The 24,792-nt window shown below is 56.5% G+C and carries 24 protein-coding genes; 15 read left to right on the forward strand and 9 right to left on the reverse strand.

The genetic code is table 11. From position 1 onward, the window contains the following. The first annotated feature begins 117 nt into the window (after positions 1 to 117). The 5 genes from AB6729_RS12030 (at position 118) to glmM (ending at position 6,131) form a co-directional block, all read left to right on the forward strand. Positions 118 to 1,476 (forward strand): multicopper oxidase family protein, encoded by a 1,359-nt coding sequence (locus tag AB6729_RS12030; RefSeq protein ID WP_371081861.1) that lies wholly within the window; start codon positions 118 to 120, stop codon positions 1,474 to 1,476. Next, positions 1,469 to 2,299 (forward strand): hypothetical protein, encoded by an 831-nt coding sequence (locus tag AB6729_RS12035; RefSeq protein ID WP_371081862.1) that lies wholly within the window; start codon positions 1,469 to 1,471, stop codon positions 2,297 to 2,299. The genes AB6729_RS12030 and AB6729_RS12035 overlap by 8 nt, the downstream gene beginning before the upstream one ends. A gap of 155 nt (positions 2,300 to 2,454) precedes the next feature. Beyond that, positions 2,455 to 3,132, forward strand: a complete 678-nt coding sequence (locus AB6729_RS12040; RefSeq protein WP_371081863.1) for a tol-pal system YbgF family protein — start codon at positions 2,455 to 2,457, stop codon at positions 3,130 to 3,132. A gap of 24 nt (positions 3,133 to 3,156) precedes the next feature. After that, the gene (xseA, locus tag AB6729_RS12045) at positions 3,157 to 4,719 is read left to right on the forward strand and encodes an exodeoxyribonuclease VII large subunit (protein ID WP_371081864.1); all 1,563 of its coding nucleotides are present in this window, start codon (positions 3,157 to 3,159) and stop codon (positions 4,717 to 4,719) included. Between the two features lie 62 nt (positions 4,720 to 4,781). Next, positions 4,782 to 6,131, forward strand: coding sequence for a phosphoglucosamine mutase (glmM, locus tag AB6729_RS12050; protein ID WP_371081865.1), 1,350 nt, complete (start codon positions 4,782 to 4,784; stop codon positions 6,129 to 6,131). 7 nt (positions 6,132 to 6,138) lie between these two features. Here the strand turns inward: glmM and AB6729_RS12055 are convergent, their stop codons facing one another. The 3 genes from AB6729_RS12055 to AB6729_RS12065 all read right to left on the reverse strand — a co-directional run bounded on the left by AB6729_RS12055 (position 6,139) and on the right by AB6729_RS12065 (position 10,243). Further along, the gene (locus AB6729_RS12055) at positions 6,139 to 7,992 is read right to left on the reverse strand and encodes a glycoside hydrolase family 2 protein (RefSeq protein ID WP_371081866.1); all 1,854 of its coding nucleotides are present in this window, start codon (positions 7,990 to 7,992) and stop codon (positions 6,139 to 6,141) included. 147 nt (positions 7,993 to 8,139) lie between these two features. Continuing rightward, entirely contained in the window at positions 8,140 to 9,378 is a 1,239-nt protein-coding gene (gene alr / locus AB6729_RS12060) for an alanine racemase (RefSeq protein ID WP_371081867.1), read from the reverse strand. A 43-nt stretch (positions 9,379 to 9,421) separates the two neighbouring features. After that, positions 9,422 to 10,243, reverse strand: a complete 822-nt coding sequence (locus tag AB6729_RS12065; RefSeq protein ID WP_371081868.1) for a TIGR03435 family protein — start codon at positions 10,241 to 10,243, stop codon at positions 9,422 to 9,424. Between the two features lie 97 nt (positions 10,244 to 10,340). Here AB6729_RS12065 and AB6729_RS12070 point away from each other — a divergent pair, with 97 nt between their 5' ends. Next, the gene (locus AB6729_RS12070; RefSeq protein ID WP_371081869.1) at positions 10,341 to 10,982 is read left to right on the forward strand and encodes a flavin reductase family protein; all 642 of its coding nucleotides are present in this window, start codon (positions 10,341 to 10,343) and stop codon (positions 10,980 to 10,982) included. A 12-nt stretch (positions 10,983 to 10,994) separates the two neighbouring features. Here AB6729_RS12070 and AB6729_RS12075 read toward each other — a convergent pair whose 3' ends face one another. Then, a complete protein-coding gene (locus AB6729_RS12075) occupies positions 10,995 to 11,342 on the reverse strand; it encodes a hypothetical protein (protein WP_371081870.1) in 348 nt (115 codons plus the stop codon). A gap of 237 nt (positions 11,343 to 11,579) precedes the next feature. Here AB6729_RS12075 and frr point away from each other — a divergent pair, with 237 nt between their 5' ends. Next, the gene (gene frr / locus AB6729_RS12080) at positions 11,580 to 12,164 is read left to right on the forward strand and encodes a ribosome recycling factor (protein WP_371081871.1); all 585 of its coding nucleotides are present in this window, start codon (positions 11,580 to 11,582) and stop codon (positions 12,162 to 12,164) included. Positions 12,165 to 12,237: 73 nt separating this feature from the next. Here frr and purS read toward each other — a convergent pair whose 3' ends face one another. Beyond that, complete coding sequence (gene purS, locus AB6729_RS12085) at positions 12,238 to 12,483, reverse strand: phosphoribosylformylglycinamidine synthase subunit PurS (protein ID WP_047494718.1); 246 nt, start codon at positions 12,481 to 12,483, stop codon at positions 12,238 to 12,240. A gap of 162 nt (positions 12,484 to 12,645) precedes the next feature. Between purS and AB6729_RS12090 the strand changes: the two genes are divergently transcribed. Further along, complete coding sequence (locus AB6729_RS12090; protein ID WP_371081872.1) at positions 12,646 to 13,176, forward strand: inorganic diphosphatase; 531 nt, start codon at positions 12,646 to 12,648, stop codon at positions 13,174 to 13,176. 177 nt (positions 13,177 to 13,353) lie between these two features. Here the strand turns inward: AB6729_RS12090 and AB6729_RS12095 are convergent, their stop codons facing one another. Then, on the reverse strand, positions 13,354 to 14,316 hold the full coding sequence (locus AB6729_RS12095) for a zinc-binding alcohol dehydrogenase family protein (protein ID WP_371081873.1): 963 nt from the start codon (positions 14,314 to 14,316) through the stop codon (positions 13,354 to 13,356). 47 nt (positions 14,317 to 14,363) lie between these two features. On the opposite strand from AB6729_RS12095, the gene AB6729_RS12100 reads away from it, so the two are divergent. Together AB6729_RS12100 and AB6729_RS12105 are read left to right on the forward strand one after the other, a co-directional pair. After that, complete coding sequence (locus tag AB6729_RS12100) at positions 14,364 to 14,879, forward strand: MarR family winged helix-turn-helix transcriptional regulator (RefSeq protein WP_371081874.1); 516 nt, start codon at positions 14,364 to 14,366, stop codon at positions 14,877 to 14,879. 108 nt (positions 14,880 to 14,987) lie between these two features. Next, positions 14,988 to 16,418 (forward strand): MFS transporter, encoded by a 1,431-nt coding sequence (locus AB6729_RS12105; RefSeq protein ID WP_371081875.1) that lies wholly within the window; start codon positions 14,988 to 14,990, stop codon positions 16,416 to 16,418. Between the two features lie 54 nt (positions 16,419 to 16,472). Here the strand turns inward: AB6729_RS12105 and AB6729_RS12110 are convergent, their stop codons facing one another. The 3 genes from AB6729_RS12110 to AB6729_RS12120 all read right to left on the reverse strand — a co-directional run bounded on the left by AB6729_RS12110 (position 16,473) and on the right by AB6729_RS12120 (position 19,521). Then, positions 16,473 to 17,243, reverse strand: coding sequence for an SDR family oxidoreductase (locus tag AB6729_RS12110; protein WP_371081876.1), 771 nt, complete (start codon positions 17,241 to 17,243; stop codon positions 16,473 to 16,475). A 159-nt stretch (positions 17,244 to 17,402) separates the two neighbouring features. Continuing rightward, the gene (locus tag AB6729_RS12115; RefSeq protein WP_371081877.1) at positions 17,403 to 17,594 is read right to left on the reverse strand and encodes a toxin-antitoxin system HicB family antitoxin; all 192 of its coding nucleotides are present in this window, start codon (positions 17,592 to 17,594) and stop codon (positions 17,403 to 17,405) included. Positions 17,595 to 17,742: 148 nt separating this feature from the next. Beyond that, on the reverse strand, positions 17,743 to 19,521 hold the full coding sequence (locus tag AB6729_RS12120) for a putative bifunctional diguanylate cyclase/phosphodiesterase (RefSeq protein ID WP_371081878.1): 1,779 nt from the start codon (positions 19,519 to 19,521) through the stop codon (positions 17,743 to 17,745). 820 nt (positions 19,522 to 20,341) lie between these two features. Between AB6729_RS12120 and AB6729_RS12125 the strand changes: the two genes are divergently transcribed. The 5 genes from AB6729_RS12125 (at position 20,342) to AB6729_RS12145 (ending at position 24,755) form a co-directional block, all read left to right on the forward strand. Further along, positions 20,342 to 20,521: a Flp family type IVb pilin gene (locus tag AB6729_RS12125; protein WP_371081879.1), complete on the forward strand. Its 180-nt coding sequence runs from the start codon at positions 20,342 to 20,344 to the stop codon at positions 20,519 to 20,521. A 75-nt stretch (positions 20,522 to 20,596) separates the two neighbouring features. Then, positions 20,597 to 21,133 (forward strand): prepilin peptidase, encoded by a 537-nt coding sequence (locus AB6729_RS12130; RefSeq protein ID WP_371081880.1) that lies wholly within the window; start codon positions 20,597 to 20,599, stop codon positions 21,131 to 21,133. Between the two features lies 1 nt (position 21,134). Beyond that, positions 21,135 to 21,968 carry a Flp pilus assembly protein CpaB gene (cpaB, locus tag AB6729_RS12135; RefSeq protein WP_371081881.1) on the forward strand — a complete coding sequence of 278 codons (834 nt, stop codon included), beginning with the start codon at positions 21,135 to 21,137 and terminating at the stop codon, positions 21,966 to 21,968. Next, a complete protein-coding gene (locus tag AB6729_RS12140; protein WP_371081882.1) occupies positions 21,968 to 23,467 on the forward strand; it encodes a pilus assembly protein N-terminal domain-containing protein in 1,500 nt (499 codons plus the stop codon). The genes cpaB and AB6729_RS12140 overlap by 1 nt, the downstream gene beginning before the upstream one ends. Before the next feature lie 46 nt (positions 23,468 to 23,513). Continuing rightward, positions 23,514 to 24,755, forward strand: a complete 1,242-nt coding sequence (locus AB6729_RS12145; RefSeq protein WP_371081883.1) for an AAA family ATPase — start codon at positions 23,514 to 23,516, stop codon at positions 24,753 to 24,755. Positions 24,756 to 24,792: the final 37 nt, after the last annotated feature.

The following is a 24,792-nucleotide window of genomic DNA, read 5'->3' on the forward strand; positions in this document are numbered from 1 at the left end:
GGAAATTGTCTGAAAGAGGCCTTCTCGGACTGGAAGTGTCCGATGGGGTACGGGTTAGCTTAGCGAGAGAGATACCAGAACAGCTCCCTCGCTGCTGTCTGATTCCGAAGGAGCCTCTTGACGCAACCCCGTAGATGGAATCGGCGTGAATTCATGGTGGCCACCGGTGCGGTCGCCTGTCTGGGCGCACTGGATTCCCGTGCGCAGGCCACCCCGGACTACACCGTCACGATTGATGCCTGCACGGTTGAGGCTTCGCCAAAGCATATTGTGCGTACTGTCGGATACAACGGGCAGGTTCCCGGGCCATTGTTGCGACTGCGCGAAGGGCGAGCCAGCACCATCCGGGTGGTAAATCGCACCAAGTCCGAAGAGATTGTGCATTGGCATGGTCTGCATCTTCCTCCCGCGATCGACGGCGCCATGGAAGAGGGGACGCCCATGATTGCGCCCGGTGCCACGGTGCAGTTCCAGATGACGCCGCAACCGGCGGGATTCCGCTGGTATCACACCCATACCTTTGCCGGAAACGATCTGCGGAAGGCGCAATACAGCGGCCAGCACGGATTCCTTTATGTGGAATCGGCAAACGAACCGGGCAACTATGACGCGGAACACTTCCTGGCGTTGCATGACTGGAACGGGTACCTGACCGGTGGTGACGACGGTTCGATGAACCCCACGTATGACATCAGCACGGTGAACAGCCGCATGCTGGGCCATGGCGTACCCATCCGCGTAAAGCAGGGGCAACGCGTTCTGTTCCACATCCTGAACTCTTCGCCCACTGAGGTGCATTGGGTTGCGCTGGCGGGTCACACCTTTCATGTCATTGCGCTGGATGGCAACCCGGTTGCCACGCCTTCTGCCGCTGCGATGCTTCGCCTTGCACCCGCGGAGCGCGTGTCTGCGTGGGTCCAGATGGATCATCCGGGCGTGTGGGTGCTGGGCGAGGTGCGCAAACACATCCAGGCCGCGGGCATGGGAACGGTCATCGAGTATGCCGGAAGCGCAAAGAAACCCGCGTGGCTGCAGCCTGTGTCGCTGGCATGGGATTATGCGCAATTCGGAACTGCGGATACCGACGCGGCAATCGCCTCGGAAGTGGAGGAGATCCCGCTTGTCCTAGAGAGCCGGTTCAAGGGCCACGGCTCGCAGGAGCGATGGATGATCAACGGCAAATCGTACCCCGATACCGACATGCCTGTGCTGGTGCAGGGACGCCGCTATCGTCTGCGTTTTCGCAACAGGAGCATGGACGACCACCCGATGCATCTGCATCGTCACACGTTTGAGCTGCGCGAACTGCCGGGCGGAAAACGGACCCGCGGCGTCATGAAAGACACCGTATTGGTGCCGGCTGGAGCGGAGACGGCGGTGGAGTTTATCGCGGCCAACCCTGGCCTTTCGCTGCTGCACTGCCATCAGCAAAACCACATGGATATGGGCTTCATGATGGTGTTCCGCTATGCATGAGAGAACAGCCTTCTGGCGGGCGAAGGTGCGTGGCTGGTTGCTGACAGCGATAGCCGTGGCAGGCCTGAGCGCTGCGCACAGCGTCATGGCTCAGGGGAATTATGAGATTCAGGTGTATGGCTCGGATACGGTGCCGCGTGGCAACACCATGCTGGAGCTGCACTCGAACTTCACAGCCAAGGGTCAGCGTTACGTACAGCAGGGCGTTTATCCCACCAACCATCAGCAACACGAAACCATTGAGATTACGCAGGGGCTGAACGACTGGTCAGAGGTGGGCTTTTACATCTTTACCAGCACACAGGATGGGCATGGCCTTCAGTGGGTGGGCGATCACATTCGCCCGCGTGTCCGTGTGCCGGATAGCTGGCATTGGCCCATTGGAGTCAGCCTGTCCACGGAGGTCGGCTATCAACGCGCGGTCTATTCCCCGGATACATGGACGTGGGAGATTCGACCGATTTTGGATAAATCGGTGGGTCGATGGTATTTCGCGCTGAATCCGGCACTGGAACGTACGTGGCATGGACCGGATGTCACTCAGGGGCTGGGCTTTGCGCCCGGCGTCAAAGTCAGTTATGACGTGAATCGCGAGATAAGCATCGGGCCGGAATACTATGCGGATTACGGCAGACTAGGGCGGTTCGACAGCCTTCATAACCAGCAGCAACAGATATTCCTGGTGACGGACCTGAACGTGTCGCCGCAGTGGGAGATCAATTTCGGCGCGGGCCTCGGCTCCACAGCGGCAACCGACCATCTGATTGTGAAGTTCATCCTGGGTCGCAGGTTTTCCTGGAAGAAACCGTCTGAGGTGGAGTAAGGCAGGCTGCTAGACTTACGTTTGGTGCTGATTGCGCCGACCGATTCGCGTCCCGGTCCCGGAGAGGGCCGCCGCATGCAAAAGGATTTCGACTCTTGGACACACCAAACCGCACCCGTACCTCGCCATTGCCCGTTCACGCAGATTCACCGTTCGTGAGCAAAAAGACTGGCGTTCTGGAAAGCCTTGCCAATAACCGCAAGCTCGCACTGAATCTGGCCATCGCTGTGGTGGTTGTGGCTGTTGCCGTGGTGGCGGGCATCCTGGTGTACAACCACCGTTCGGCTGCTGCTGCGGACCAGCTTTCCGCCGCCATGCAGACCTATGCGGCACCCATCCGTTCTGCGGAGAACCCGGTTCCGGCCAGCGTGCGCAGCTTCGGCTCCACGGATGAGCGCGCCAAGGCCGCCAACGCGGAGTTCAAAGCCATTGCCGATACCTATGGCATGACCGATGCTGGCCGCAATGCGCTGTATCTGGAAGGCTTGACTGCTCTGCAGACCGGCCAGAACAGCTCCGCCGAGGAGTTGCTGAAGAAGTCCGCTGGAAGCTGGAATCGCGATATTTCGAATCTGGCAGGCCTGGCGCTGGCTGGTCTGTACCACCAGACGGGCCGCACCAGTGATGCCGTGGCGGAGTACAACCGCATCATTGCCAAGCCGTCGAACCTGGTTCCTGTCGGTCTGGCGAAGCTGCAGCTTGCAGCGATGTACGCGTCCGACGGCAAACAGGCTGATGCGAAGAAGATTTACGCAGAGATCAAGGATAAGGATCCGAAGAGCGCCGCAGCGGAAGTGGCCAGCGAAAAGCTGAACGGTCCCGCGGCGCGCTAAGCCAATCCTGAAGAGGAATACCGCATGGCGGCTCCCGAGAAACCACCGGCATCACTGGCAGAGTTGATTCGTCGACGCTCCGGTGCCGGAAGGTCGAAGGAGCCGCCATCGCCGTCTGCGGCAAAGCCTCCCGTCGCGGATCGGCTGGGACAGTTCGGTCTGCTCTTTGCCGAACCGGAAGAAGCAGACGCTCAAAGCAGCGACCCCGATATCCTCCCCGAACCGGACGAGGAGAAAGCCTCGGAACGCAGGCTGTGGTCTGTTGCGGAGCTGGTTTCCGCGTTACGCTTCCGCGTGGAACGTGAGTATGCGGATGTATGGGTGGAGGGCGAAATCTCCAACTGCCGCCCGGCACCCTCCGGTCATCTGTATTTCACGTTGAAAGATGGCGATGCGCAGTTGCCGGTGGTGCTGTTCCGCCGCGAGGCCGCGCTACTGAAGTTCAGGCCTACGGACGGCCTCAGTGTGCTGGCACGCGGGCGTGTCAGCGTCTTTGAAAGTCGCGGACAACTTCAACTCATTGCAAATTCTTTGGAACCGCGCGGCGCGGGCGCGTTGCAGCTTGCCTTTGAACAACTGAAAGCAAAGCTGCGTGCGGAAGGGCTGTTCGACGAGGATCGCAAACGTCCTCTGCCGCCGTTTCCGCGTACGGTGGGCGTGATCACCAGCACGCAGGGCGCGGTGCTGCGCGACATTGCCACGGTGGTTCGGCGTCGTCATGCGCGTCTGAATCTGCTGGTGTTCCCCGCGACGGTGCAGGGGCCAACGTGTGCCGAGGATGTCATGCGTGGCCTGCGTTACTTCAACGCTTCGCCGGAAACGCATCGCGTGGACGTCATTGTCATTGCGCGCGGCGGCGGCTCCGCGGAAGACCTGAACGGCTTCAACGACGAGGCATTGGCACGCGCTATTGCCAGCAGCGAGGTTCCTGTCGTATCAGCCATCGGCCACGAGACGGACTTCACCATCGCCGATTTTGTGGCCGACCTGCGTGCTCCCACACCCTCTGCTGCGGCAGAGATTGTCACCGGCGCGCAGCACCGGATTGAGGAACGAGTGCAGTCGTTGGAAGCACGATTGCTGCGGGCCGTCCGTTTCCAGCAGATGCATGTGCGACAGCGCTTTCTGCGTGTGTCTGCAGAGGGTGCATTTGCGCGTCTGCGCGACAGCATCAACCGGCGCGATCAGCGGGTGGACACCGCGCGTTTCCGGCTGGAGGCACTCTCGCAAAGGCTTCTCCAGACGCGTTCCGTTCAGCTTCGTCAGCTTTCCGACCGTCTGCATAGGCAGGACGTCCATCGGCGGGTGCTGCTGGCGGTATCGCAGCAGCAAAACCTGCAACAGCGGTTGGAACGCACTGGGGCGGAGTTTGCCCAGCGTTCCCGGCAACGTTTGGGGCGCGCTGAGGCGCGTCTGCATGCGCTTTCACCCACGGCCATCCTGGAACGGGGCTACGCCCTGGTGTATCGCGAAGATGGTTCACTCCTGCGGGATGCATCGAACGCTGTGGAAGGGGAAGCCATTACGGCGCGCGTGTCGCATGGGACCGTCCGCGCCATCGTTAGCTCCAATGCGCATCAGACGTGATATCGGTCGCGAATCCATGCAACTTCCGCACCTAGAATAGATACGGCAGGAATGAAACACGAATGAGAAAGCTCTTCGGAACAGACGGCATCCGTGCCGTTGCAGGACAATCTCCCCTCGACCCTCGCACCATCCACGCCGTTGGCGTGGCTTTGGCGCATCATATTGCCGCTCCTGAAACGCAGCCGAAGGTGATCCTTGGCATAGACACGCGTGAGTCCAGTGAATGGATTGCTGCTGCCATCACAGAAGGGCTTCGCGACGGTGGGGCTGTGGTCGAGTCCGCGGGTGTTATCACCACGCCAGCCGTTGCGTTCCTCACTCGTTCCCACGGCTTTGCCGCGGGTGTGGTCGTCTCTGCGTCGCATAATCCCTGGCAGGACAACGGCATCAAAGTTTTCGGCCCGGACGGTTACAAGCTGCCGGATGCAACGGAACTTGCAATTGAAGAAGAGATTTTCCGCCAGTTGGAATCGAACTCGAACCACTCGACGATTCACACCGCTGCGCCTGCCGTGGAAGAGGCGGATCGTGCGGAGTATGTACGTTCGTTGCTGGCCGCTGTGCCGGGGCTTTCTCTGGATGGCAAGCGCATCGTGGTCGATTGCGCCAATGGAGCCGCATCCGCTGTGGCGCCGCAATTGTTTGACGGGCTCGGAGGCGAAGTTCGCATTCGCAATGCCAGTCCTGATGGCCGCAATATCAATGTCGATTGCGGCGCAACCAAGCCTGAAGTTGTGGCGAAGTATGTGCTTGAAGATAAGGCTGACATTGGCATCACGTTTGATGGCGATGCGGACCGCGCCATGTTTGCCGATGAGAATGGTCGTGTGATCAATGGCGATGCGGTGATGCTGTTGGCTGCGCGTGATCTGCAGGCGCGGGGGTTGCTGCATGACAACACCGTCGTTGCAACAACGATGAGCAATATGGGGTTGGAAGCTGCGCTGAAGCGCAGCGGCATACGCATGTTGCGTGCGCCCGTGGGCGATAAATATGTGCTGGAACAGATGAAGAAGACCGGCGCTTCACTGGGCGGGGAACAGAGCGGCCACATACTCTTCACAGGCAAATCCACTACGGGCGACGGCCTGCTGACGGCGCTGTTGCTGCTGGATATTGTGCATCGCAGCGGAAGTTCGTTAGCCAAACTAACGGAGGACCTGAAGACTTTCCCGCAAGTCATCGTCAATGTGAAGGTGCGCGAAAAGAAACCGTTGGAAGGCATCTCTTCCATTGCGGAAAAGATTCGTGAAGCAGAAAATGCCTTGGCAGATACGGGACGCGTTGTGATTCGTTACAGCGGCACAGAGGCGCTGGCACGCGTGATGATTGAAGCGGAAGATGAATCGTCCATGAAGCATCACGCGGAAGCCATCGCACAGGCCATCCGCTCAGAGCTGGGCATCTGACAGCAGGCTATTCCGCTCTGCCTGCGGTATGCTCCGCGTACGTTTTTTCGAACAGGAAGAACGACTTCTTCTTCTCCATGGTTTCAGAGAAAAGGCCCTTGCGATTGAACCCGTCCTGCAGCCTGGGGATGTTGCGTGTGGACGATCGAAAATCCATCAACACCCACGGCGTCAGGCCGCGTACCTGCGGAATCCTGTTCAGCATGGCAAGCTGGTGCATCATGACATTTACCTGCTGTTCTTCGGTCCAGCGGTCATTCGGGCCGCCATGATTTCCGAACTTCGCCTCGGCTCCGAATTCTGACATAATCACCGGCTTCTGCGGGAACTGCCACGTTTTCGTATCCGCAGATTCAGGCGTGCCTTCGTACCAGCCGATGTACTCATTCTGCCCAATGACATCCAGCGCCTGTGTCAGCGGATCATCCTGCACGATAAGGTCGCGGTCTACGCGTGGCCCAATCAAGGCCGACGTGATCAGCCGCGTGCTGTCGATGGCTCTGGCTTCGTTGGCGAGATTCGTCAGGAAGCGTGTCCGGTCCTCCCTGCGAGGTGTCTCGTTCGAAACCGACCAGAAAATGATCGATGCTTTGTTGCGGTCCCGACGAACCATCTCATGCAGCATGGCCACGGCCTTGTCATAGACCTCGGGCTTGTCGAATGAGATGCCCTGCCACAACGGAATCTCTGACCACACCATGACACCGGCCCTGTCCGCAGTACGCGTCATGCGTTCATCATGCGGGTAATGGCATAGCCGCACAAAGTTTGCATGAAGATCGTGGAGCATGGTGAAGATGTTGCGCACGTCGTCGTCAGAGTTCGCTCGACCGCCGCGTACGGGAGCCTCTGCATGCATGTTCGCGCCCTGCAAAAAGATGGCCTTACCGTTGAGCAGGATGCGCGTGCCGTCCACGCGGATATCGCGGAAGCCAATTTCTTCATCAATTGCATCGCGACCGGATGCGATCCGCACCTTGTACAGACGCGGGGTTTGCGGCGACCAAAGCGCCAGGCTTTTTGCAACAGCCGCGAACGATGCCTTGCCATCAGCATCCGTGGTGGCGTGGACGGTCACGCCGGCATCCGCAATGGTCAGCGAAACGGGCGTGCCCGCACCCGCGCCCATCACGTGCACATATCCCTGCAGCGTGCGCTGTCCAGAGGCCTGGAACGCCGGTTCCTTGCGCAGATGAACGTCATAGTCATCAATGAAGCGCTCCGGTACCGTAGCCAGAGAAACATCACGCGTCAGGCCACCGTAGTTAAACCAGTCATACATTAGTGATGGAATGTCGTCCTGGTGCCGCGTGGAATCCACCGCAATCACAACGAAATTCTTGTTCTCATGCAGGGCTTCTGTGGCGTCGCAATCAAAGGGAGTGAAGCCGCCCTCATGCTGGCAGATCCTTTTTCCGTTCACCCACACATAGGACCGGTAGTTTGCCGCGCCAACATGGACGAACGTTCGCGTGCCGGGTGTTGGCTGGAAGTCGAAGTCACGCTGGTACCAGACGACACCTTCAAAACGCAGCAGGGTCGGGTCCTGTGTGTTCCAATCACCCGGCACCTTCAGCGTGGGTGCAGTGGCGAAGTCATACTCGCTGTTGTGCTTGCCTGTGCTGATATTGGGATGGGTGTTTTGTGCGTAGCCGCTATCCTTCACCTTGCCGCTGTTGTCGTACAACTCGCGTGCCGGTGGCTGCTCCACCAGATAGTGCCAGTCGCCGTTCAGTGACATAGTCTGCCTGCGATCAATGCCAACCAGCAGTGTCGTCGCGGTTTGTGCGGCCACACTGCCGGTGGCGAGACAAAGCATTAGACCCAGATACGACAGCACACCCGCACGATACGTCTTCACGCACTACCTCACAACTTATTGATGGATTGCCCACTGAAACACAATCGAAAGACGCAGCGCAAGCATGCCGCGCATCTACGGTATCGCGATAACTACAAAGAACGTATAGCACTCGATCATGTGATGCGCCGTGGATGAACCGATTCGCTACTCCACCACGACGCGCGGCACACGGTCGCTGATGCCGCACAGCACTTCGTAGACGCTGGTGCCTGCAATGTGCGCTTGTTCGTCTGCCCCCACAAACTCACTGCCGCATGCACCGATAAGGATGACTTCATCGCCGATCTTTGTTTGTGGAATGTCCGTTACGTCGATCACGGTCAGGTCCATGGATACGCGTCCCAGGATCGGCACACGCACACCATGCAGCAAAACACTGCCACCCTCTTCCTCGCTGGAAGAAGACAGGCCGCGTCGGAAGCCGTCCGCGTATCCTACCGGCAGCAGCGCGAGCCGCATCGGCGTAACGGAAACAAAGGTGGAGTTGTAGCCGATGGTGGTGCCCGTGTCGATATCGCGCAGGCTGACCACGCGCGTCTTCCACGCCATCACGGGTTGCAGCGAAGAGGCGACATGCGGATTCGGTATGCCCCGTCGCATTTCCAGTGGCAACGTATAGCCATACAGCGCAAGACCTGCACGCGTCATAGCTCTTGCTCCCAACGATTCGGCCAACGCTGGAATTGCCTGCGGCATATAGCCACTGTCAGTGGATGAGGTGTTGCCCGCATGCACGTATGCAGGGCGCAATCCTGCTGCGGCTACCTGCTCCAGCGCATGGGTGAAGTCGCGCATCTGGCGGCGGTCCTGTGGGTCATCGGCAATTTCTGTGGACGCCAGGTGTGTCATCACACCTTCCAGCAGCAGCGGTGAATGCGCGGTGAAGCGTGAGAGCAACTGCTGCAGTAACGCACCGGGAGCCACGCCCTGGCGTGACATACCGGTATCAATCTCTACATGCACCGCAAGTGATTGAGCTGGGAACCCACGCCGTTTCGCTTCTGCTTCCAGCAAATCCAGATGGTATGTCTCCCAGACCACCGGAGTCAGAGCATAGTCAAGGACTGAGGCTTCTTCGCCAAACCACAGGCTACACATCACCAGTAGACGCGGTTGCGGCATGCCCTGCGGCAGAATCCCCAGCGACTGCCGCACCGCCACGCCCTCTTCAGCAGAGGTCACGCCAAGCCACTTCGCACCGGCGGCGGCGAGGATCGGCGCGCATTCCGTGGCGCCGTGCCCGTAGGCATTGGCTTTGATCACGGCCAGCACATCCACTTGCGGCCCCGCGGCGGCCTGTAGGGCGCGGTAGTTGGCGACAAGACGTGAAGCGGAGATTTCCGCCCATATCGGGCGCGTGTGGCTGGGAAGTACGGATCGCATACGGCTGTTCTGATGCTATCGTTCTGCGAATGCACAGTACAGGTCAGTCGGGCTTCGGCTTCGCAATCGTGTCGATCACCAGCGTATCCGCGGGCGCCTTTACGGGCTGCAGCTTCAGTCCGGCTTGTGACTGGAGTGCCGTAAACAGTCCCGGCGGTGCGTCTGCAGCGTCACTGGGGGAAGCATCGTCTGGCGCCCATTCCAGCTTCAGGTCATAACGCCGCTTCAGCCCTGTCTGGTCGACGATTGGCCGATTCACGCTGAATTGCAGGATCAACACAAGTTCGGAGATGGACGTGTTCGTGAGATTCTCCACGTGCCTCACGCTTGAGTGGCTGTTTCTCTGATCCATCGGGCCGTCGGGTTTGCTCGTGTTCTCAATCATTCTCGAGCCACCCTTCGCCACGGTCAGCGCGAACACCGGCATCTCCCGCTGTTCGTGGTGCAGTTCCAGTCCGAAGCGCTCCGCCAGAATCTTCCGCATCAGTGTCTGCACCTGCTTCAGGCTGGGAGCGCCTTCCGTGTCCGGGACGCCGGTTACGTCCCAGCGCTGTGTCTCGGCCCATCCTGGCATATTGGCAATCTGAACCTTCTGCACACCATAGCCAATCAGCAGAAGTTGCTGCACAGTGCTTCCCAGCAACAGCACACGCCTGCCATCCATGTTGATGTGCTGGCCGCGTGTTTCAGTGGGATCGGTGGCTTTCACGGATGCGACTTCCCAGTCCGGGTCTGCATTGAGTGGCATGGCTTTTGGCATCTGTGCAGAGGGACTTTGTCCGTAGGCGATGACGCACAGCATCAGCGATAACGTGAGTGTGACCAGTTCGGTCCATCGCCGGGTGCGAGATAGAAGCTGTTCCATGGGCTTTAGTACGTGTGGTTTTCACAGATGTTCCATGGAATTACCCTCACGGAGGCAGTGTCCGGTTCGATGCGGACCTGCGCAGCATCCAATTGTTATGCTCGACAGCCGCAGTTTTGATCTGACCACGCTTCCTCTGTCCGACACCTACAAACTGCTGGCTTCCACGATTACGCCCCGCCCCATTGCGTGGATAACCACGCTGGACGACCAGGGCCGGGCAAATGCTGCGCCGTTTTCGTTCTTCAATGTGGTCAGCTCTGATCCACCGCTGTTCTGTGTGGGCTTTTCGCCTGCACCGGATCGCGAAGGGAAGGACACGCTGGCGAATATCCGCGCTTCGGGTGAACTGGTGATCAACCTTGTTTCGGAAGAGCTGGCAGAGGCCATGAACATTACGGCGACGGACGCGCCGCGTGGGTTGGATGAGCTGGTGATGGCAGGGCTGGAGATTGCGCCCAGCGAAACGGTGTCGCCGCCGCGCATTGCAGCCTCGCCGGTTTCCATTGAGTGCCGGACGTTTCAGTGGATTGAAACCGGCGGATCGTCCACCGTGTTGATTGCGCGCGGCGAACGTTTGCACATTCGCCGCGACGTGTTTGTGAACGAGGAGAGGCTTTACATCGACAACGCGAAGCTGAACCTCATCGGCCGCATGGGCGGGCTTGGAGACTACACGCGCAGCCGCGACATCTTCACCATCCCGCGCATTGCGTGGAAAGACTTTCCGCAGAAGTAGCTTTGGCCGTCGTTACTTTACGGGAGTGGCTTTGAAGTCGCCGTCGATGCTGTATTCAATGACATTGACGGTGCCGGTGATGGTGCCGTCGGCGTTCAGTTTGCCCGTGAATTTCAGTGACGCCTGATCCCCTCTTGCCTGCCAGGTGACATTGCTGCCATCCACAGAGCCGGAAAATTCGGTCATCTCACTGCAACCGCCGTTGAGTTTCTTATCTTCCTGCGTCCATTTGCAGGAGAAGTCGCGTTCATTGCCCGCCACGTCAATGTGGACGTTCCACTGTCCGTTTACTGACGGGGCCTGGGCCAGGGCTGCGGTTGAAAGAGTGCACAGAAGTGCGGCTGCGATGCGTGTCTGCATTACGGTGTGGTCCTTTCCTCGGAACTGAGGGAGATGCAAAAAACTGCGATCACTGCGCCGCATGTTTCTGGCAATACGGATTGGGCAGCAGGGAATGTTCCTTCGTGCTGAGGCGAATGTGAGAATCCTCATAGCGGTGCCGGAATGCGTTGAGGCAGTGAGCCACAGGCAGTCTCCCGGGGATTCCGATAAAATCAACCCCGTTGCGCACATTGCGCCAGTAGAGGAACAAAAACGATGGCATCCCAGATGGCAAATATCCCCGCGCTGAAGGATCTGCACGGACAGCTCAGCACCCGCATGACCAAGGCCGTGGAAGATTTCCGCACCAACCTGCTGGCCGTGCGCACCGGCCGCGCCAGCGTGCACATGCTGGACAACGTCCGCGTGGATTACTACGGCAGCGAAATGCCCATCAACCAGTTGGCACAGCTGTCCGCTCCGGAAGCGCAGCAGATTGTGGTGCAGCCGTTCGATATCGGCACGGTGGGCCTGATTGAAAAGGCCATCCGGACCAGCGGTCAGGGCTTCAACCCCATGCATGACGGCAAGATCATCCGCGTTCCCGTTCCGCCCATGACAGAGGAGCGCCGCCGCGATTCCGTAAAACAGCTTTCCGGCATCCTGGAAGACCATAAGACTGCCATCCGTAACATCCGCCGCGACGGCAACGACAGCGTGAAGAAGTCCGCCAAGGACAAACTCATCAGCGCCGACGATGAAAAGCGCGCTACGGAAGAGATTCAGCAGATGACCGACGCCCAGATCAAGCAATTGGACGACATGTTCAAGGTGAAGGAAAAGGAACTGATGACGGTCTGATCTGTTGCCGGTTTCAAGCATCAGAAAGGCCGTTACCTCTCAGAGGCAACGGCCTTTTAATCGTTTTCGCCAACTATTCTTCCAGCCGGTAGGTGTATTCCTCAATCACAGGATTCGTCAGCACTTCATTGGCAATGCGCTCCACTTCGGCCTTGGCGGCGTCGCCAGTCAGGCTGTCGGCCAGGGTCAGCACAAAGTATTTGCCCTGACGGACGGACTCTACCTGCGGGTGATGCAGGCGGCGGAGGGCGTTGGCAATCGTCTGCCCCTGGGCATCGAGAACCGTGGTCTTCAACGTGACATAAACATGGGCGCGCATGCCCGGATTATAGCGATTTCGGCTATATGTCGCCTCTCGGACACAGGCTTGGAGGATACGTGGGGCGAAAGGTACACTGGTCTGGAGTTGCCGAAGCCCCGCCCCGGGGCGTATTGTTCCCGGCAGCCAAACCTTCTCGACAAAGAGACCCGAAAGAGCCTTATGCCGAACTATTTGAAGTTGCCAGTGGGCGCCAAAGCGCCAAAAGTCGTAAACGCGGTGATCGAAATTCCTTATCAGGGCCGCATGAAGTTTGAGTACGACAAGCAACTGGAAGTCTTCCGACTGGACCGCAATCTGTACAGCCCGGTGCATTACCCCGGCGATTACGGCTTCCTGCCCTCCACGCTGGGCGATGACGGCGATCCGCTGGACGTGCTGGTGCTGGTGGATGAGCCCAGCTTCCCCGGTTGCCTGCAGGAAGTGCGTCCCATCGGTCTGATGGAGATGATTGATGGCGGCGAAGGCGATGAGAAGATTCTCGCCGTGGGGTGTGCCAACCCGCGCTTTTTTGACATCACCAGCTATGAGCAGATTCACCCGCACAAGCTGAAGGAGATCGTCCACTTCTTTTCTACCTACAAGGATCTTGAAGGTAAGTCAGTAAAGATCGAAGGCTGGAAACCGGTCGATTACGCGTATGAGGTCATTGAGAAGTCCATCAAGGCATACGCGGAGAAGAGCGCGAAGTAAGTTTTTCTCTCGAAGCATGAAGCCCCGCATCTCCTGTTGGAGTGCGGGGCTTTCTTTGCGAGCTTCAACTTCCCACAAGCCGACTTGTCGTTACCAATCACACCAATCCGCCGGCCACTGCCCTTTCGGGACGCTTCTTCGGGCCTTTTCGTTTAGCCGAGCAGCAGCAATGCCTAGTTAGGGGCGGAAGACGATCTTCCGCGTGTCGCTCGTATCTTTCCAGGCTTCGTCAACATCGGCAAAAGACACACTTTGGGTGGGCAGAGAAAGTCCTGCTCGACTGATTGCGTTCAGAAGTTCACCAGCACAACGCGTTGCTGTATCGATTGAGAAAGCTCCCAATCCAGAGCCGACGATCTCTAGGCCGGTGCTCCTCATTGCATGAGTGTCGACAAGGATGGATTTTCCAGCGGAGCCGCCTACCTGCACAAAACGGATACGCGGCTCTCCCACTGCAGATCCTCGTCCCCTTGCGAGAGCACGGATCATTCTCTCGGCTGGTATGCCTCCGAGGTAATCGAGAACGACATCGACACCCTCGTCGAAAGTTTGCCGGTAGGCTTCCACGAGTTGGTCCTCAGGCTGCTCTAAAGGAATAATCACGTTGGCTCCAGCACTCTTCAGAGCTTCCAGTTTGGTAACATCCCGTCCCGTAGCGATGATCTTGGAGGCTCCCAAATGTTTTGCGACGCGAACAGCCAGGCTCCCAGCCGACCCGGTTGCACCGTTCACTACAACTACCTGGCTGGGCCGGAAGTCGCCACGGACCGTCAATGCAATCCATGACGAGATACCGGAGTTTGGCACTGCTGCCGCTGTGACATCATCGACGTCATCTGGCACCGGGACACACCATTTCAATTTAGGGACGGTATATTCGGCCATGCTGCCAAATGGAGCCCGTGGAAAAAGAAAGTAGACGCGATTGCCATTAGGAAGTCGTCCAACGCCATCGATTCCGGGAACGAAAGGAAGTTCCTTGCTTCCTGCGTAGTGCTTTCCCTGAGCGATGGAACGAACAATAGGAGCGAGCGTGGCGGCGGCCACAGTAATCTTCACTTCTCCTTCGCTCACAATCGGTTCGGGGAAATCGCCATAGGAAGGGGTACTTTCAAAATCCCGAACAATAATCGCTTTCATAGGAACCCCATGTCGCACCGAATATATATGCTATGCGAATAGATGTTATGGCATGTAATAATGATTCAGAAGATAGAACTTTGAAAAAGCGTCTAGATGAAATTGAGGAGATCGGCCTTTTGCTGAAGGCAGCGATGCGTGAATCTGAGCGTCGATTGAACGAACTCTTGCGCCCTCTTGGTATTACCGCAGGTCAAGCGGAGGTACTCCAGATTCTGGAGCGTTGCGGCCCGATGTCTTTGGGAGAGCTAGGCGAGTTGCTCGTCGCCGAAGGCGGACATCCGAGCCGACTCATCGACCGAATGGTGAATGCGGGGCTCCTTTTACGCGAGACAGCGGCGGATGATCGTCGGCGCATTAGCATAGGAATCACAGAACATGGCCAAGAACTGGCCCAGGCGTCGCGAGAGAGTAAAAAGGAATTCCGACGGTGGGTGAGGGCTCAACTTCAAGGGACAGACATGGAACATGCGCTTCGTTTTTTCCGAGCCTACCTGTCCGGAACAGAACTCGAGAAAACGGTCCTCGCACGCGAATCGAAAGGGCCGCTTGCTGGAAGCTGAGCCATCGTCAAAGACACATCTCTACCTGCTGGATTAGTACCGATAAACGCGTTTGTCGGAAATGGCATCGTCGAGGTGGTTTCGCTGGGTTCGTGAAAAAATGATTTGATGAAGCCGCGTTCCCCCATTTATGTCACCTCGCTGATTGCGGGTGCGTTCTTCATGGAGAACCTGGACGGCACCGTGATTGCCACGGCGCTGCCGCAGATGGCGAAGAGTTTCCATGCCACCGCCGTTAGCCTGAACATTGGTATGACGGCGTATATGCTCACGCTGGCCGTGCTGATTCCCATCAGCGGATGGGTGACGGATCGCTTTGGATCGCGCTCTGTGTTTGCTACGGCGGTGGGCATCTTCACCGTGGCATCGTTGCTGTGCGCGGTCTCGCAAAACCTTACGCAATTCACGCTGATGCGCATTCTGCAGGGTATGGGCGGCGCCATGATGGTGCCTGTGGGGCGCTTGATCGTGCTGCGCGAAACACCCAAAGACAAGCTGGCGCAGGCGATTGCGTATATCTCGTGGCCGGGACTGACGGCGTTGGTGCTGGGGCCGCCACTGGGTGGATTTATTACCACTTACGCAAGCTGGCACTGGATCTTTCTGATGAATGTGCCGTTGGGTATCGCGGCGCTCATCCTTGCCATGTTGTGGATTGAGAATGTTCGCACCGGCGAACGTCACCCGTTTGATTGGGGCACGTTTGCCTTGGGTGGCATTGCGTCCGCAGGCAGTGTCTATGCGATGGAGCTGCTCGGCGGAGGAGAGACGCGCTGGCCCGTTCCGGTGACCATGCTGGTTCTCAGTCTGCTGTGCGGTGTCCTGGCTATCGTGTATGCGCGGCGCAGGCAGGAGACTTCGCTGATTGATTTTGAGTCGATGCGGCGCAAGACATATTCGCTGTCGATTTACGGCGCCAGCGCGTTTCGTCTTGCGGTGTCTGTACTTCCGTTCCTTTTGCCACTTATGTTCCAGATTGCCTTTGGACTCAACGCATTTCGCAGTGGTCTGTATTTGCTGGCGCTCTTCGGCGGCGACCTCAGCATGAAGTCCATCGTGCTGCCGTTGTTGCGGCGATTTGGTTTTCGCCGCATCCTCATCGTGAATGGCATCTTCACGGCGTTGTCGATGGTGGTGTGTGCGTTCCTTTCGCCTTCCACGCCGGTAGTGTTGCTTCTGCTGGTGTTGTTCGTCCATGGCGCATGCAGGTCTATGGAATTTACTTGCCTCACCACGTTGGCCTACTCAGAGATTCCACCCGAACGCATGAGTCGCGCAAACGGATTCCTGAGCGCCATCATGCAGTTGAGTGTAGGCATGGGAGTTGCCGTGGGCGCGGTGACGCTGCGTTCTGTGGCCCACGTTCGCGGACATTCCGCAGCCGCACCGCATCTCGCGGATTTCCGCTGGGCGATTCTTCTGATGTCTATTGTTGCGTTGGGGCCAGTCTTTGACAGCCTTGCTCTTCCGCATGATGCAGGCGCAGATACAAGTGGTCATCAGTCAGGTATTGCAGAAGCGGAATCCGCCCTGGTCTAAAACGAACAAGGGGGCACAGCCAAAGCCATGCCCCTTGTTCGTTATGTAGTTTTCTTAACCATTCGGGCGCGCGGCAATCATACGTTCGTTAAAGGTGCGGAAGAAAGTCGCGTAATCGCCGCCTTCCGCTGCAAAACGCAGCGGCTTCACGCGGTCAATAATCACCTCTTCCACATCCGGCTGATCGCGCAGAATAGCGAACGTTTCACGCAGATAATCCGCCAGTGGCATCGCTGCAGGGTCATTTTTCTGGCGGTCACCCATAAGTTCCGTCTGCACATACGGCGGAATGATCTCGATTACCTGGACGCCCGTGTCTTTTAACTGGAAGCGCAGCGACTGGGTATAGCTGTGAATCGCAGCTTTCGTAGCGCAGTAGGTAGGCGTCATGCTCAGCGGCACATAGGCCAGTCCGCTGGTCACGGTCATCACGGTCGCAGACGGCTGCTGCAGCAAGTGTGGCAGCAGCGCGGAGTTTAGTCGGATCGGTCCCAGAAGATTCGTTGCAATCGTGGCCTCGGCATCTTCTGTGTTGCCATCCGCCAGCTTTTCGTTCCGCATGACACCTGCGTTATGCATGACCGCATTCAGATTGGGGTACTTTGCAATCAGGCTATTCGCAAATGACTTGACTGCGTCCGCACTGTCAATGTCGAGAATCTCTGCGTTCATGCCGGGGTTTGCGGCGACTACTTCATCCAGAACAGACTTACGACGTCCTGCAATGATGACGCGATTACCTTCTTTGTGAAATGCCTCAGCCAGTCCGCGGCCAATGCCGCTGCCACCGCCTGTAATCAGGATTGTGTTGCCTTTGATCTGCATGACGTCTTCTCCCGCAAAAACTGCTATGCAAGATTATCCGCCCTGCCGGTCGAATTTTCCGTGAACGAAAAAAAAGGGGCAGTGTTTCAAGCTGCCCTCTTGCCAAACTTAGAAAGGTGTTTACCGTCGATATGCCGGATGAACCGATGGCTCCAGAAATTAACCTGCAGATCGCAGACGGTTCGCAAAAGCCGCCAGTGGCGGGTTCTGCATGCGCACGATTTTCTCCTCCAGCGCCTGGGTAACAAAGTGGTTTAGAGAAATACCCTGTTGATGCGCAAGTTCTTCGGCCTGTTGCCGAAGAGAGAGCGCAATTCGAACCGGTATGTTTTCGTGTCGCGGGGACTCCATAGTTACCTCAAAGAAAGCCTAACGCAGAAAGTAAAAGTCGCAGCGAAGTTTCCATATCTTAGGCGCGACTGTTAATAAAGCAAACGAACAAAGAGAAAAATAATTTAGAACGTATCCCAATCCGGGAATTAATGTTCGACCCTGCTACTTATGCTGCAGGCTGGCGAATGGTTTCGGGTGGTCGCAGACTCTTTCTTTTCAGCAAGCTGAAGAATGTTTCTATCTCCACAGGCCTGCTGTAGAGAAAGCCTTGTGCGATACGACATCCGAAACGCAAAAGGGTTGTCGCTTCGAACTCTGTTTCCACACCTTCTACCGAAACACTCATGCCCAATGCTTCGCTCATTCCAAGGATGAGTTGAATAATCTTGCCGTTGACGGGCGAATCGATGAGGGAGCGAACAAAGCTCTGATCGATTTTCAGCGTATCAACGGGAAACTTCTGAATATAGCTCAGGGAAGAGTATCCGGTGCCGAAGTCGTCAAAAGCAATCTTGATGCCGAGTGCACGGATTTTTTGTAGAAGCGGCCCCATAAGTGCTGGGTCGCTCATGAGGATGCTCTCTGTAATTTCCAGTTGTAACTGGTGCGCTGGCATGCCGGTTTCTTCCAGTGTCCGCACCAGAAGGTCAAAATATCCCGGTAACTCCAGTTGTTTCGACGAAACATTGAGAGAAAGCAGAAGTGGTTTCAGTGACTTTTCCTGGAACTTATGAAAATCGCCGCATGCCTTACGCAATACCCAGTTTCCAATATCGATGATGCGGCCCGTCTCTTCCGCAAGCCTGATAAAGGTATAGGGTCCCAGCAATCCCTTGATCGGATGCTGCCAGCGAATTAATGCCTCAGAGCCATAGATGGAACCGTCCTGCATGTCTACGAGAGGTTGATACCACAGGACAAATTCCTCTTCTTCGATGGCGCGTTTTAACTCTTTGCGATCTTCAATGGCCCGCAGCATATTGGTGTACATCTCAGGAACAAAGACGACAACACGTGCTCCGCCTTCGCGTTTGGCACAGTACATTGCCAGATCCGCGTCGCGAACAGCGATCTCCGGGTCGGTATAGTCAGCATCGATCATGCATAATCCGATGGAGGCTGAGAGATGCAACGAGTTACCCGCAATTTCGACAGGGTGCTCCAGAGCCGTCAACAGTTGATGAGCAAATCGCAGTGCGCTGGCAGCGTCTGTTGTGCAGTTAAGCAGGACGGCAAATTCATCTCCTCCCAGTCGTACCACCACATCTTCTTCTGGCACCAGTTTCCGCAGCCGCTTTGCCAGTTCCTTCAGTAGCGCATCACCTTGTATGTGACCCAGCATGTCGTTTGCAGATTTGAAGTTATCCAGATCGATATAAAGCAGGGCGCGATGGGTGTAGGTACGAATTCCTTTTCTTTGAAGTGCTGTCAGCAAACGTTCATTGAGATAGCTGCGGTTATGCAGGCCCGTAACAGGGTCAGTAAAAGCAAATGCGGCTAAATTCGCTTCCGCACGTTTGCGTTCCCGAATTTCTTCCAGGAGTGTTTCGTTCTGCATGCGCATTGCTCTTTGCTCTGCCATTGCTTTTGCGATTTCTTTCTCACGTTCCGCCTCCGCCAATCCGCGACTCCATTGAACACTTCGCCAATAGAGAAACAACACCGCATGCGCGGCACACAGCAGCAGCACTGCTACTCCAATGATGATTGGCACAGCGAATGGTGGCACTTGTAGCTGCGCGGGGTGGTCCTCCAGCAGAATGTTTTGAGGATGCGGCGCATGGCTAACCCACAGCATCAGGTACCTCATACCGGCTGCGGCCAAAATGCTTGCAATGGGATAGGCATACCGTGTACTGCGCCATGGCTTTGCTGTCTTACGGAGCAGGATCGCAGCAGAGACCTGAGTCATAAAGCACAGCATGATCGCAAGCGCGATGATCACGGCGATGGCGGTTGGTTCCAGCGGATAACGAAGATGAGACGCGTACAGGATGAGGCTTTGTGTTCCCAGGATTGCAGAGGCTTCCATCAGGGCGGACAGAACGAACATACGAAGCCGCAGGTCTTCGCGCGTGATGCTGTGTAGTGCCACAACGCGGCCAACAATAGCAATCGCCAGAGCAAAAAGGACCGGGACAAGATCCAGAGAGTTATCGCTTTGGCGCTGGAGAACGGGAAGCAGGCATAACTGAACGCAAAAGCGGGCATATCCGGCCACACACGCGGCCACGATGAGCCAGCGCATGCGCTGTGTGACTTCGAGCGAGATGAGCGCCTCCCCGAATCGTAGCGTGCTGTACACCGTGAACAGCAGCAACATGGAAGCCACTCCGGCATCGTGCGGCTGATGCCGCAATAAGTGTTCCAGAATCTGACCTCCATCCAAATGGGACACTTCTTCAAACCCCTTCACGAAATAGCTTTGTTATTTCCTATCGGCACCTGGGTGGACTCAAGTGATTCAACATTTCGCCGATAGCGTTTTTGGGCTGCATAGCATCGGGATCTGACATCACTATTGTCCCTTTGTAATTGCCCAACGGTGCACTTATAGCTGCTTCGCTGCGATGTGATATCGCCACCGATATCAAATTTGAGAATTTTTCCAGGAACAGTATCCGTTCGGGCGACTGAGTATCAATCCTGACTGCAAGATGGTGGAACAGCTTTTCTTTGCGCATGCTTTTGCCACGCAAAAATCCTGAAGCTATAGCGGTCCGGCCAGTATATTGGCCTATTTTCGTCGTTCAGAAGGAGAACTAATGCATATCTCTCGTATTTGTAAAGACTTCGCAGAAGATGAGTCAGGCCAGGACCTGATTGAGTACGCGTTGATCGCCGGGCTAATCGGCCTGGTTGCAGTTGCAACCCTGCAAACCCTGGCGACTTCTCTTACCGGCTTGCTCGGACGTATCCAGGCAAAGCTGGACGCCATCACTTAGTCCGCGCGGGTCCTGACGGTGTTCCGTCAGGACGCTGTATTCGTTTGCCAATTTGTGCACAGGAGGTACGCGGTAATGACATCACATGCAGTTGTCTTGCAGGGGTATACCGCTATGGTCGCCCTCTGCGCTGCGGTTATGGATGTTCGGACGCGACGTATTCCGAACTGGTTCACTCTGTCTTCGCTGGTCGGAGCTTTTCTGCTTCAGGTAATGCTTGGTGGGTTGCACGCATTGCTTCTATCGTTTGCCGCTGCGGCGATTGCGGGATCCCTGTTCGCAGTGATGTTTCTTGCAGGCGGAATGGGGGGCGGCGACGTGAAGTTGATTGCTGCGATTGCGGCAGGCATTGGTCTTGCGGATACGGGGGCGCTTCTCATGTGCACTGTTCTCTGCGGAGGGGCGCTCGCAGTTTGCATGATGGTGCGGCATGGTCGTGTTGTGGAATCGTTTCGTAACACGGGCCGCATCATGCTGCATCACTATGAAAATGGGCTGGAGCCACATCCGGAACTGAACGTCCGCAACCGTCGCAATCTTCGCTTACCGTATGCGGTCGCCATTACCGCGGGAACCCTTCTCACCATTTCACTTGAGAAGGTTGGGAAATAACATGCAAACGCGTCGCACCGTCGTAGCACTTACTGTCTCACTTACCGTATCCGGTATTTTCACGCTTTGGTTAGGTCATAGGATTTCGCAGCAGCAGTCTATTCATTCCGGCAAGTTAGCCTACGTCGCGTTGGCAAAAAATATGGACGCTGGTGAGGTTATCCGAGCCGAGGACCTGAAGGTGGTTTCGTGGCCTGCCGATACGCCTTTGCAGGGAGGCTATGTCCACAGTCAGGATGTCGTCGGGAAGGCGACCCTCTATCCAATGCAGGAAGGAGAGCCTGTTCAGGCGCGCCAACTCGCATCCACGGCGGGGCTCTCTGCACGCATCCCTGCGGGTATGCGCGCTATTTCTCTTAAGTCAAATGAAGTCGTTGGTGTAGCGGGTTATCTTCTTCCCGGAACACGTGTTGATGTCCTGGTAACAGTTCGCGCTGCGGCATCACCGGATCCTGTTACGTCGATTGTGCTGCAGGACGCGCAGGTGCTGACTGCGGGCGAGAAGATGCAACCCGACCCAGATGGCCATGCCAGCCGCGTGGATGTTGTAACGCTTCTGGTCGCACCGGAGGATGCGGAGAAGATCGTTCTTGCCAGCACGCAGGGTACAGTCCACTTCGTTTTGCGTAACGGTACAGACCACGCCGTTGCGAACAGTGAACCAGTACACATTGCAGCATTGGCGATGCAGACGTCGACCGTTGCCGCTCCGATTACGACAGAGCCAAAGCCTTTAGCCCAGTCACCGCCAAGGCCTGTTCATGCTAAGCCAGCGAAAGCTTCTTACAGCATCCAGGTGCGTCGCGGTGATAAGGATTCCGTGGAGACATTCTGATGCCTCGCCTTCATTCTTTTGAACAAATTGCTATCTGCCTTGCCCTTACCGCGACATTCGCGCCTGAGTCAGCGAATGCTCGACGCCCTCGTCCGCATCACGCGGCTACGCCTGTGGCGGTAGGCGCGACCGAGTCTAACTCCGCTTCAGCACCTGTGTCCGATCGGGGAGCGGCTCCATCCTCCGCATCGGAACCCACGCCTCGCATGGTGAGCGCGGTACTGTCTGACACGCCCACGCACATACTTATCGGCCGCTCTGCTTACATTACGTCGCAGAAAAGACTGTCGCGCATTTACATAACAAATCCGACGGTATTGTCCGCATACACTGCTACGCCGAATGAAGTTCTGGTGACGGCTAAAGAGCCAGGCGTGAGCTCTCTGATGGTGTGGGATGAGAGTGGCGAAACGCACACTTACTTTTACTCAGCGGATGTAGATACAGCCCTTCTTGAAAGCGTGCTGACGTCCGCTCTGCCGAATGACACTATTACGGTGCGTTCGCAGGGAGACCGTGTCCTGCTCTCTGGAACGGTTGCCAGTGTAAACGATTCGCAAACTGCGGAAAAGCTTGCCGCGCAATATTCGAAGGAAGTCTCCAACGCCATCGTCGTGAACTCTGCAGTGGGGCACCAGATCCGTCTGCATGTGCGCATTGTGGAAGTGGATCGCACGAAGCTGGAGCAGCTGGGTTTCAACCTATTCAGCACTGGCGGAAATACCCTGGGGCAGAGCACTACGATGCAGTTTCCTTCCGGTCTTACTTCCACACAAGGAAGCAGCGGTAGCGGAAGCGGCAGTGGTGGTAACTCATCGACCGTGGGCGGGAAAACTGTTTCTGTAACAAACCCATTGAACTTCCTGCTTTACAGTGCCGATCTGAATATCGGTGCGATGGTGCAGGACCTGGAACAGCGGCAGGTATTGCAAATTCTGGCTGAGCCAAACATCACGACGATGAGCGGGGAAAAGGCTAACTTCCTTGCAGGTGGTGAGTTTCCTTTTCCTGTTGTTCAGGGTGGTGTCAGCGGGCTTACTTCCATCAGTGTGCAATTCCGGCCCTACGGTGTGAGATTGGAGTTTCTTCCGCAGGTCAACAGCGATGGTTCCATCCAGTTAAAGGTATCGCCTGAGGTCAGTGCGTTGGATTACACCAACGCAGTACAAATCAGCGGTTATACGATCCCCGCCATCTCCAGCCGTCGAGCCGATACACAGGTGGTGCTGCGTGATGGCCAGACGTTTGCCATCTCAGGCTTGCTGGATCAGCGGACGACCGACCAGCTTGCGCGGACGCCAGGGGTCGCGAGCATCCCCATTCTGGGCAAGCTTTTTAAGAGTAAGAACATTAACCACTCCACTACGGAGCTACTGGTGCTTGTCACCCCGGAGATCGTGGATCCTTCGAAGGATCAGGTCAAAGAGCCGGGCCTGGCGGTCAAGATGCTGGAACGCGACACGTTCGACAGCAAAATGCAAAAAGAGCGCAAGCAATAACACGGCAATACGGACACTGGATATAGCCAGAAAGGACAACAGAGCGATGTATCACTTGAATGGAACTCTGGATGTAGTGATGCTTACGATCGGCACGGATGCGCGTGTTACTCAGGAACTTCTGGATGCAGTGAACACGCGCAACTGGTCCAGTACTGCATTTCATTTCGACCGCTACCTGACGACGCCTCGACGTCCTTCCGTCGGTCAATACATTGCTTCGTCGGACGGGTGCCTGGCATTCGTTGACTATGACGCAAATCCGGAAGAAGCTGCAGAAACATCGCTCTATCTTTCCAGAGTTTTTCCGGGGAAGGTTCTGATTGTAGCGATTGGAAAGCGCATGACGTCGCCCGCCATCCTGGCAGCCATGCGCGCGGGATGTAGCGAGTATCTTGCAAAGCATTCGCCTCAATCAGAGCTGGACATTCTCTTGGACAGATTCCAGGAATACTGCCTGACCGAAATAGGCAGCACCGCCGCTAGCGGAACAGTGCTTTCGATTCTGGGCGCAAAGGGAGGGGTAGGCGCCACCAGCGTGGCTGTCCATCTTGCGGCATTAATCGCGCAGCAGCACCAAAGAAGAACACTCCTCATTGATCAGCAACAGATCCTGGGCCACGCATGTGTCTATCTCGGTATTGCCAGCGATAGCCATACGCTTGTTGAGGCGGTGCGCAATCTCAGACGCATGGATAGCGAACTTCTCTACGGATTTGTTGCGCATCATCCCAGTGGACTGGATGTTTTGTCATCGCCGGATTCATCGATAGGAGAACACGTCATTCATCCGCAGGAGTTTGCGCGAACCATTGAATTTTTGCGCGGAGAGTATGACTACATCATTGTGGATTGTGACCGCAGGCAGTTAGATACATGGCCGGCCATCGCAAATGCTTCATCGGAAATTTTTCTGGTTACGACACCGGATGTAGCCGCGGTTCGAGATCTTTCCCGCATCGCGGATGGCCTGGTGATAACAGAGGGGGCAGCGTCAAAGCTCAAGATCGCGCTCAATCGCTATAACGCGCCGCAAGCAGTGGCTGCGGAACAGATAGAGAAGGTTCTAAAGCTACCCATTGTGGTGAAGCTCCCGGATAGTCCTGCAGAAATGGCACATGCAGCTAATTCCGGCAATACGTTGAAATTTTCCGAGGATAGCCCTCTGGCTGCGTCTCTGCAGACGTGGAGTGGCAAAGTCGCGGGTATGGATGCGAAACCTGCTTCAGGCAAGAACGACCATAAGAAGGCAAGTGCACGCTGGCGTCAGCTTCTGCCGGCCTGGTAAGAAGCGGCGTTTCCTACGAAGTGAGTAAAGGATAAAA

Origin of the sequence: Terriglobus sp. RCC_193, assembly GCF_041355105.1 — a bacterium.
Taxonomy (GTDB): domain Bacteria; phylum Acidobacteriota; class Terriglobia; order Terriglobales; family Acidobacteriaceae; genus Terriglobus.